This is a genomic window from Flammeovirga sp. AWQ4_249, from assembly GCF_056161045.1.
Window position 1 is genome coordinate 76,565 of sequence record NZ_JBSWYJ010000005.1, and the last position, 10,799, is coordinate 87,363.

At 34.4% G+C, this 10,799-nt stretch carries 6 protein-coding genes; 5 read left to right on the forward strand and 1 reads right to left on the reverse strand.

Annotation, left to right across the window (positions count from 1 at the left end; all coding sequences use genetic code 11):
* Positions 1-56: 56 nt before the first annotated feature.
* From ACXAHM_RS06220 to ACXAHM_RS06235, 4 genes are all read left to right on the forward strand, one after another.
* Positions 57-1,451 (forward strand): TolC family protein, encoded by a 1,395-nt coding sequence (locus tag ACXAHM_RS06220; protein ID WP_474959550.1) that lies wholly within the window; start codon positions 57-59, stop codon positions 1,449-1,451.
* Position 1,452: 1 nt separating this feature from the next.
* Positions 1,453-4,596: an efflux RND transporter permease subunit gene (locus tag ACXAHM_RS06225; RefSeq protein WP_474959551.1), complete on the forward strand. Its 3,144-nt coding sequence runs from the start codon at positions 1,453-1,455 to the stop codon at positions 4,594-4,596.
* Positions 4,597-4,770: 174 nt separating this feature from the next.
* Positions 4,771-5,850 (forward strand): efflux RND transporter periplasmic adaptor subunit, encoded by a 1,080-nt coding sequence (locus ACXAHM_RS06230; RefSeq protein ID WP_474959552.1) that lies wholly within the window; start codon positions 4,771-4,773, stop codon positions 5,848-5,850.
* Between the two features lie 493 nt (positions 5,851-6,343).
* On the forward strand, positions 6,344-7,390 hold the full coding sequence (locus ACXAHM_RS06235) for an IS110 family RNA-guided transposase (protein WP_474959553.1): 1,047 nt from the start codon (positions 6,344-6,346) through the stop codon (positions 7,388-7,390).
* Between the two features lie 239 nt (positions 7,391-7,629).
* Here ACXAHM_RS06235 and ACXAHM_RS06240 read toward each other — a convergent pair whose 3' ends face one another.
* Entirely contained in the window at positions 7,630-8,295 is a 666-nt protein-coding gene (locus ACXAHM_RS06240; RefSeq protein WP_474959554.1) for a hypothetical protein, read from the reverse strand.
* Positions 8,296-8,797: 502 nt separating this feature from the next.
* Between ACXAHM_RS06240 and nadE the strand changes: the two genes are divergently transcribed.
* Positions 8,798-10,789, forward strand: a complete 1,992-nt coding sequence (gene nadE, locus ACXAHM_RS06245; protein WP_474959651.1) for an NAD(+) synthase — start codon at positions 8,798-8,800, stop codon at positions 10,787-10,789.
* Positions 10,790-10,799: the final 10 nt, after the last annotated feature.

Below are 10,799 nucleotides of genomic sequence, written 5' to 3' on the forward strand. Positions count from 1 at the left end.
AATACACTTAAGGTATTATATCCTTACAGTGTATTAATTTGAAATCAATCAATAAAATGAAATTTGAAATAAAGAAAAGTCGATTCAAATGGATTGGGCTATCGATCGCCTACACCCTTTTGTATACTATAGTTAATGTTTCTTATGGGCAAAATAACTTAGAAACATTATTAGAAATAGCTCAGGAAAATTATCCTTCAATCGCTCAAAAACAAGCGGAAGCGGAAGCCACAAAAGCGAATGTTACATTAGAAAAAAAGACTTTATTACCTTCTGTAGATGTGGGGTATGATATGAATTATGCCACTTACAATAACATCACAGGTATGAATTACCCTGGAAACTCCCTTCCTATTTCAGGACCTCCCTCTGATGATAATTATGGACCTACAGTAGGTTCGGGTGTAGGGTTAATGGTAAAATGGTCTCCTATTACTTTTGGACAACGTAAAAATGCCATTGAATACAATCAAAAAGTGTATGAAAAGCAGTTAGCTGAAGTTGAAAATGAAGTATTAAGAGTTCAATTCAAAGTCGTTTATCTATACTTAGAAATTGCTTCTACCAAAGAATTAATAAAGGCTTATGAAACCAATATTGAAAGAAGTGAATTTAACCTTACAAGTGTTGTCAAATTAGTGGAATCTGGATTACGCCCTGCCGTAGATAGTTTGAAGTTTAAGGGTGAACTATCAAAATCAAAATCAGAATTATATCAATTAGAAAATTTATTAACTGCACAGGAAGCTGAATTGACAGAATTTTTAGCAAGTGATGAGGTGAATTCAATTGCAACAAATGATTTCTTTTTTGAAGCACTACCTCAGTCTATTTATGCTTCTTCTGATACCAGCGTATCCATGAACCCAGTTTTAAAAATGGCTCAGCAAAATTTAGCGGCCAACAATGCTAAACTGACGGAAGTACAAAGAGGTTGGACACCTAAGTTAGAATTTTGGGGAACTACCTATGCTAGAGGTTCAGGAGTGGCATATGACGGTTCTGTAGATCATATGAATGGATTTGGCATGCAACGCTATAATTATGGTGTAGGTCTACAATTGGTTTTCCCAATCATGGATTTATCTTCTCAAAAAACAAAAAACCTTCAACAGAAAGCTATTGTTCGCTCATCAGAACAATACATGCAAACGGTACAACAAAATATTGACAAACAGGAAACAGTCGCAAAGAAAGACTTATCTACAGCCATTGCTATTGCCAAAGAAGTACCCATTGAATATGAAGCCAATGAATCGGCCTATCAAACGTTGATGACGAGATACGAACAAGGATTGATCAATTACAATGATTTGATTCAAGCACAATATGATGTATTGAATTCAGAAGCTAAGCTAAAGAATGCTTATGCACAGGCATGGAAATCTCTTTTACAGTGGGCAATTGTAAGAGGTGATATCAATCTTTTCCTAACACAAATTAATAACTAAGATGAAACTAATAGAAGGATCTTTAAATAAACCCATTACGGTTATTGTGGGTGTGATAGGGATTGCGATATTCTCTTTCCTTGCCATCCGTAATATGAAAATAGACATTTTCCCCACATTTGGTTCGCCTACAATTTATGTAGCCCAACCTTATGGTGGACTTTCTCCGGATCAAATGGAGTCGTTTGTGACAAACTATTATGAATACCATTTCTTGTATGTCACAGGTGTAAAAAAGGTAGAATCAAAATCCGTTCAAGGAAATGCTTTAATTAAAATTGAATTTCATGAAGGAACGGATATGAGTCAGGCAGCGGCTGAAGTGGTAGGTTATGTAAACCGATCGAGAGCATTTATGCCACCCGGAACCGTCCCTCCTTTTATCACTCGTTTTGATGCTGGTTCAGTACCCGTAGGTCAGTTGGTTTTCTCTTCTGACACAAGAACTTTGGGTGAAATTGCCGATTTAGCCCTTTTTAAAGTAAGACCGATGTTCTCTACTTTACCGGGTGTATCTGCACCTCCTCCATTTGGTGGTTCCTCTAAAACAGTGATTGTAAAAGTTGATCCAGAAAAAGTCAAAAGATACAATTATACGCCTGAAGAAATTGTCACAGCACTTGCACAATCAAATACCATCTCTCCTGCCGGAAATATTGGTGTGGGTGATGAAATGATGATTACTCCTCAAAACACCGTATTAGAAGACATAGATCAGTTTGGTAATATTCCTCTTTCATTTGGAGACAATGCGAATGTATATCTAAAAGACATTGCCAATGTATTTATTGGAGCTGATATTACCACAGGGTATGCTTTAGTCAATGGTCAAAGATCAGTATATATTCCAGTAACCAAACGTGCAGACGCTTCTACATGGGAAGTTGTTCAAAATGTAAAGAAAGCACTCCCTGAAATGCAAGCGGCGGTTCCTTCAGATATCAAAGTATCTTATGAATTTGACCAATCAGGATATGTCATTAACTCTTTGAAAAGTGTGATCTTTGAAGGTGGATTGGGAGCAATTTTAACCGGACTAATGGTAATGCTATTCCTTGGTGACCGTAGAGGTGCTTTGATTGTGGTATTAACGATTCCAATCGCCATCCTATCCAGTGTGATTTGTTTGAATATGATAGGTCAAACTATCAATATTATGACTTTAGGTGGATTGGCGTTATCAGTGGGAATGTTGGTAGATGAGGCCACAGTAACCATTGAAAATATACATCGACATCTAGAAATGGGTAAATCAAAAGCTCAAGCTGTTCTTGAAGGATGTAGAGAAATTGTCACTCCAAAATTATTGATCTTATTCAGTATTTTGGCTGTATTCGCCCCTGCCTTATTCATGTCAGGTATTCCAAAGGGAATGTTTATGCCAATGTCCCTTGCTGTAGGATTTTCAATGATAGCATCTTTCTTGTTGTCTATGACATTTGTACCTGTAATGGCCATATGGATAATGAAACAATTTGATCCAAGTGCTCATGAAAGTAAAAAGTTTGATGCATTCAAAGCTAAATACTTAAACCTAATTCAAACATTAAAGAAATATGCAACAGTCAATATCATTGCTTATTTCGTTATAGCCCTATCTATTGCCTCTATTGGATTCTATACAATAGGTTTAGATATTTTCCCTAAAGTAGATGCAGGACAAGCTCAAGTTAGAATAAGATTACAGACAGGTACTAGAATTGAAAGAACAGAAGATGCTACGAAAGAATTACTACAAATGTCTGAAGATATTGTAGGGAAAGGAAACATAGACATTACCTCTGCTTTCATTGGTACTCAACCTTCTAGTTTCCCTGTAAACCTAATTCACCTTTGGACTTCAGGACCTCATGAATCCGTTGTGAAAATCAACCTTTCAAAAGATGCTGATTATCCTATTGAAGAGTTTAAAGAAGAATTGAGAAAGAAATTCTTGGCTAAATATCCTGAAGATAAATTATCTTTTGAACCTGGTGATTTAGTAGATCAAGTTATGAACTTAGGATCCACCAACCCTATTGAAGTGGCCATTATGGGTAAGAATCTAAATGCTTCAATGAAGGTTGCTCAAGATCTAAAAGCACAAATGGATCAGGTGGACTATTATAGAGACGTTCAGATCACAACACCTTTGGATTACCCTGGAATTAAAATAGATATAGATAGAGTTAAAGCAGGTAAACTTGGTTTAACGGTGGAAGAAATTTCAAAATCGATGGTTACAGCTACCTCTTCCAGTCGTTTTACTCAACCTAATTACTGGAGAGACCCTAACTCAGGTGTTGCCTATCAAGTACAAGTAGAATATCCTCAATACGACATGAACAGTCCTGAAGATATTGAAATGGTGCCAATAGCGAATAAAAATGGGAAAAAGATTTTCCTTAGAGATGTCGCTACATGGAGAAATGTACAAACACCTGCTGAATATGATCGATTAAATCAACAAAGGTTTATCACCATCACCGCCAATATTCATGACCAAGATTTAGGAACAGCGATAAGTGATTTAGATAAATCAATCGCAGCCTTAGGTGACCTTCCTTCGGGAATCAAAATTATGAAAAGAGGACAATCCGACCTTCTTGATTTAACCTTAGGTGAACTCGAACTAGGATTAGGAATTGCTGTCGTAGTCATCTTCTTAATGCTTTCAGGAAGTTTCCAATCTTTCAAAATAGCAATGGCTACCCTATCCATTCTTCCTATGGTTGTGGGAGGATCAGTATTACTATTGATTCTTACTGGTCACAGTCTAAATATTCAATCTTACATGGGTATGATTATGTCAGTCGGTGTAGCCGTTTCCAATGCCGTATTATTTATTACAAATGCGGAAGACTACCGTAAACAAGGTGCTAAAGATGCCTATCGTCAAGCAGCCAACAACCGACTAAGGCCAATTCTTATGACAGGTTTAGCCATGATGGCAGGTATGTTCCCTATGGCACTAGGTATGGGTGAAGGTGGAGATCAAGTTGCCCCTTTGGGTGTTGCAGTAATTGGTGGATTGGCTGCCTCTATGGTAAGTATTCTTATCGTTTTACCACTCATCTATGATGCTTTTGTTGGAAAAAATGTATTCAACAGTGAATCATTAAACCCCGAAGATAAAGAGAGTAAATATTTTTCAGCTTCAAACTGATTAAATATCGCAAGTGTTAAGCCGATAGGCGTCACTTGTGATTCAAAATTGGAGAAGTCTCAGGACTTCGAAAATAGATATAACAATTTAGATTGGAAGTCAGGAGACTTCTTCAATATACAGTTCCAAGTGACGCTGTCGCTTAACACTTGAAACATAAGACAGAAAAGAAAAATGAAAAAATTAATATATATCACAATTGCACTTTCGCTACTACTAGGTGGTTGTTCTGAAGAAAAAAAACAAGATAAAGTTGTAGTCAAGGACATAAAAAAAGCATTTACATTAAAAAAAGAGGCCGTTAAAAAGACATTAGATCTTCCTGCAGAATTACTTCCTTATGAGAAAGCTACATTAAATGCAAAAGTGGAAGGTTATATACGAAAATTATATGTAGACATTGGAGATGATGTCAAAAAAGGTGATGTATTAGTCGTGTTAGACGCTCCAGAAGTTGCTGCTCGATATGCTGAAGCTAAAGCAAAATACAATGAAGCCAATGCAAAATATGAAGGAAGTTTAGATACTTATAACCGTATGGAAAAAGCATCTCAAACACCTGGAGTAATTGCCGAGTCAGAACTAATTAACACAAAAAATAGAATGATGGCAGATAAGTCTTCTTTGACATCTGCTGAAGCCACTGTTAAGGCGTACCGTCAATTACAAAGTTACCTTACACTTCGTGCTCCTTTTGATGGAAAAATCACCGAACGCTTTATTAATGTAGGTGATTATGCTGGAGGAACAGGTAAAAAAGAGCTTCTAACCATTGAAACAACAGATGAATTAAGAGTAAGAATTTTCGTCCCTGAATCATATGTAAATACTATTCCACTAGAAAATGAATTATCCTTTACCACTGATGCCATCTCAAACACCACTTTCAAGGCTCCATTTTCTAGAAAGTCAGGGAGTATTGACAAGGATACAAGAACGGAACTTTGGGAATATAAATATGACAATAAAGAAGGTGCTTTAAAACCCGGAATGTATACCATGAGTACGATAGAAGTTGAAAGACCTACACCATCATTTATCGTACCTCCTACAGCCATTGTCACATCAATGGAAAAGAAATTTATTATCAGAGTAAACAACAATAAAGTAGAATGGATAGATGTCCGTCAAGGAATTACTTCTGGTAAAAAAGTTGAAATCTTTGGAGATCTTCAAGAAGGCGACACTATCCTATTTAGAGGAAGTGCCGAACTGAAAGAAGGTAGCTCTATTGAAGTTCAACTTGAAAGATAATAACAATTCGTTTCATTTAAAATCAAGAAACCCTGTTGGCGATGCTGGCAGGGTTTTGTGTTTTTAAAAATGAGATTTTCTTAATGATTTCAATGATTCTAGCTCTTCTTTCCTGTTCTTAGTGTTAAGCCGTAGGCGTCACTGAGAACTTACATATTGTTTTAGTCTTCAACTTATAACTCTTTACATTATAATTGTATAATTCGTAGTAACGCCTATCGGCTTGATACTCATATCTTTACACACATAAGAAATAATACAATTTTCATAAATTGAATATTATAATATTTGGGACAAGAAAAGTATTACTATAATACTAGATATATTAGAGATAAAATACTAATAATATCGTTTCGTAGGAACTGACTTTCTTGTTTCTCTTTTCGAGCTAGAACAGTACCCAAGGAAGTCTCATAGTAGATCTATACTGTATCTTATGAGTAAAAGTGTTAAAAGAGAATCCAAATTTTCTTCAATCCAAAACAATAAAACTATGAATAAAAAGTACAGTGTTGGCATTGATATTTCAAAATCAGATTTTAAAGTTTCATTTGTTATAGTTACCAATGAACAGGGTATTAAAGTCAAGGGAAGTAGAACTTTTGAGAATAAAAAGTCTGGATTCAATCTATTTCTCAAATGGGTTGATAAACACACAAAAGAAGAACTACCAGTTAGTTTTATAATGGAAGCAACAGGTGTTTATCATGAACAACTTTCTTGGTTTTTATATGAAAGAGATCTATTTGTTCATATTGTATTAGCGAACAGAGCAAAAGCTTATTTTCAAAGTATCGGAAATAAATCCAAAAATGATAAAATCGATGCCAAAGGACTAGCGATAATGGGAGCTACTCAGCCTTTAACTATATGGGCTCCTATTTCAAAACAATTATATGAATTACGATCAATAACAAGACACCTTGAAGATCTACAGTCAATTAAAAATGCTTTAAGAGGACAACTTGAGCAAGCAAATACTTCTATTTACTCTTCTAAAGAAGTAACAAGGAGTATTAAAAAAACAATGAAAGAAATCGACAAACAGATTCTAAATGCAGAAAAGATGATATCTAAATGTATTGATGTAGATCCTGTTTTAAGGCAAAAAATAGAATACTTAACCTCTATAAAAGGAGTTGGAGAAAAAACAGCAGCAGTTGTAGTAGCAGAAACAGATGGTTTTGCACAAGTAAGAAATGCTAAGCAACTTATTAGTTATGCAGGTTATGATATAAAAGAAAACCAGTCAGGGCAAAGAATCGGAAAAACAAAAATCACAAAAAAAGGTAATGCTCATATTCGAAGGGCTTTACACTTTCCTGCCTTAAATGTAATAAGATATGAAGTTGGAAGCTTTCCATGTTTGTATGGTAGAATACTTGATAAAACGGCTATTAAAATGAAAGGATATGTTGCCTTACAAGCTAGGATTTTAAGAATAATGTTTGCCTTGTGGAAGAAAGAAGAATTTTACGATGAAAAATATAATTGGAATGAAAAAAGTATTAAAAAAGAAGTAGCCAAACATTATGCATGAATGGCTACACGAGATAGTTTATTAATAAACTTCCCTATATCTTTGAAGATAATAAAAATATATATTATATCCCTCGAAATTTATCATGGTAAAATTGCCAGCACTTTACTGTTGCAATTTTGCAATGAAAATTTGAGGAACCCGCGGTAGCGAAACGTTTTAGATAATCTTAGAAAAATTATATGAAGTTACTTGACTTTTAAGACAGTACCTTCGAACAGTGGGGTGATGAACCCCATTTAATTAGATTTAAAAATAGTATCAGCTTTTTCTTCTAACAGAGTGAATGAAAAATCTTTACTCATTTTATATTTATAATAGTCTTTTGTTATTTCCTGTTCTATAAAATCTTTTCCATTTTTCATTTTTTCAGATTCTAGGATCTCAGTTTGTGATATTTCTAAAGTTGAATCCAAATTCAATATAGACGATTTTTGGAGAGACCATAAAAAGTCGGCTCCAAAAGCACTAAGTTCTAAATTAGTTACTATATCATTATGCTTATTAAGTATAAACAAAATTTGATGAATTGAATTTTTATGTTTAAATGTATTTTTTATTACCGTAAATGCAATTAATGAATCAGAATTTGTTTCTAATGTTGAGAAATAACAGTAATAGTGATTCTCATCTTTAAGTTTTAAAAGGTTAAGGGTATTAATTTCTTCTTCTGATAGTTTAGGATATTTATTAAAATAATTAGGGTCATTTATATATTTAGATAAATCAAAATACGTATTAATATTTTCAACACCCAATGTGTCAACTATGTTTGAAATTTTATTATACATCGGATTTATATATCTATTGATATTTATTGCATTTCTATTACTGTCTTTTGATTCATGAACACAACTAATAACAAACAACATTGAGATTAGTTGAAATATAATTATATTTTTCATAATATTTCTAAATTTATCCTATACAATAGACTTTATCACGGTTTATAACTATAAAGCTTTTGAATTCTTAGCCTTGGTTAAAAATATCTACAAAATAAACCGTAACAATCTCTAATAATTTTTATTTTTTTTCTGGAAATTTATATTTTAATTCGGTTTTACGCTCTTTTACATTAACAGCAGGTGGATTGTATCTATAAACCCGTTCTGTTCTTAGTGTTAAGCCGATAGGCGTCACTGAGAACTTGCATATTGTTTTAGTCTTCGACTTATAACTCTCCATATTATAATTGTTATAAGTTTCAAACTTATACAATTATATGGTTCGTAGTGACGCCTACGGCTTAACACAACGAACAGTGGCATAGTAATAACTATTGCAGTTAGTATTAATCCCATTGTTTGCTTGATCGAGTTTTAATCACTTTCAAAGTAGTTGATATTAATAATTCATCCAAATAAATCGTACATTTGCAGAAATAAGAATTACGAAAAATTTATGATGAATTTATATAAAGTTGGTGGTGCTGAATTGAATCAGACTCCATTGGATTGGAACAACAACTTTCAGAATATATTACAGGCTATAAATACTGCAAAAGAAGATAATGTAGGTATTTTATGTCTTCCTGAATTATGTCTTTCTGGATATGGTTGTGAAGATGCCTTTTACTCTCCCAATACAGAACAACAATCATTAAAACTATTAGGTGACCTTTTACCACATACGAAAGACTTAGTGGTTTCTGTTGGCCTACCTTTACGTCATAAAAATAAACTATATAATACGGTTGCTTTAATCGCAGATCAAAAGATTTTGGGGTTTGTTGCTAAGAAACATTTAGCAGGAAATGGCATTCATTATGAACCAAGATGGTTTACTCCTTGGGAAGGTGGTGAAGTTTCAGAAATCAAATTAGGTAAAGAATATGAAGCGACTTTAGGTGCTTCTTCTTTCCCAATTGGTGATCTGCTTTTTGATGTCAATGGCGTTCGTATCGGGTTTGAAATATGTGAAGATGCATGGGTCGCCAATCGCCCAGGTCGTTCTTTATATCAAAATGGAGTAGATATTATTTTGAATCCTTCTGCGAGTCATTTTGCTTTTGATAAATTAGATGTTCGTAAGCGTTTTGTTTTAGAAGGATCAAGAGCTTATGGTGTAGGTTATATCTATGCCAACCTTTTAGGTAATGAGTCAGGAAGAGCCATTTATGATGGTGGTGTAATGATTGCTTTATCAGGGAATCTATTAGCGATTAGTAAGCGTTTTTCTTTCAAAAACTGTAAAGTCACTACGGCTACTTTTGATTTAGACATTGCTCGATTAGCTCAAATTCAAAGTCATACTTCAAATACAGGAACTTCTGATATTAAGGTTATTGAATCTGATTTCACAATTCCTCAAACGACACCTGAAAAACATGCTCCTAGTGAAGCAAGTTGGGAACATTCAAAATATATAAAAGAAGAAGAATTTGGAAGAGCAGTTGCCTTAGGTCTGTTTGATTATATGCGTAAAAGCTTTTCTAAAGGATTCGTCGTTTCCCTTTCTGGAGGTGCTGATTCTTCTGCCATTGTTACTCTTATTCATTTGATGATTGAAATGGGTGTAGAAGATTTAGGATTGAAAGGGTTTAAAGAAAAGTTAGGGTATTTCACTGTTCTAAAAGAATGTAAGTCGATAAAAGAAATCTGTCATGAGATTTTGACAACAGCTTACCAACCTACTGAAAATAGTGGTGATGTCACTTTCAATGCCGCCAAATCATTAGCAGAAGCTGTGGGTGCAACTTTCTATAATGTAGATGTTAATCCTATGTTCAAAGGTTATCTAAATGCTATAGAAACGGCCATTGAAAGAAAGCTGACTTGGGAACAAGACGATATTACATTACAAAATATACAAGCCAGAGTACGTGCTCCTTCGGTTTGGATGCTTGCCAATATCAATGGTGCCTTACTCCTTTCTACGTCCAACCGTTCTGAAGCTGCCGTTGGTTATGCGACAATGGATGGTGATACAAGTGGAGGTTTAAGCCCTATCGCTGGTATTGATAAAAATTACTTAAGAAGTTGGTTACGTTGGATGGAACATGACGGGTTAGATGGAAAATGGAATATCCCTGCCCTATCATTCGTCAATGAACAACAACCGACAGCTGAACTTCGTCCTGCAGATTCAAAACAAACGGATGAAGCAGATTTAATGCCTTATGATGTATTGGAAGAAATTGAAAAATTAGCTATTCGTGATAAAAAATCACCTCAAGAATGTCTTCTTTTCGTTCAAGCCAATCACCCTGAAGCAAGCAGAGAAACTGTACATCAGTGGATCACAAAATTCTTTAGATTATGGAGCCGCAACCAATGGAAGCGTGAACGTTATGCTCCATCATTCCATCTAGATGATAAAAACCTTGATCCTAAAACTTGGTGTAGATTCCCTATACTAAGTGGAGGATTTAATACTGAGCTTTCGGAGCTTAGTTAATGAAGAATGA

Coding starts and splice junctions, on each gene's coding strand:
- ACXAHM_RS06225 (WP_474959551.1), top strand. CDS start 1,453: ATGAAACTAATAGAAGGATCTTTAAATAAACCCATTACGGTTATTGTG.
- ACXAHM_RS06230 (WP_474959552.1), top strand. CDS start 4,771: ATGAAAAAATTAATATATATCACAATTGCACTTTCGCTACTACTAGGT.
- ACXAHM_RS06235 (WP_474959553.1), top strand. CDS start 6,344: ATGAATAAAAAGTACAGTGTTGGCATTGATATTTCAAAATCAGATTTT.
- ACXAHM_RS06220 (WP_474959550.1), top strand. CDS start 57: ATGAAATTTGAAATAAAGAAAAGTCGATTCAAATGGATTGGGCTATCG.
- nadE (WP_474959651.1), top strand. CDS start 8,798: ATGAATTTATATAAAGTTGGTGGTGCTGAATTGAATCAGACTCCATTG.
- ACXAHM_RS06240 (WP_474959554.1), bottom strand. CDS start 8,295: ATGAAAAATATAATTATATTTCAACTAATCTCAATGTTGTTTGTTATT.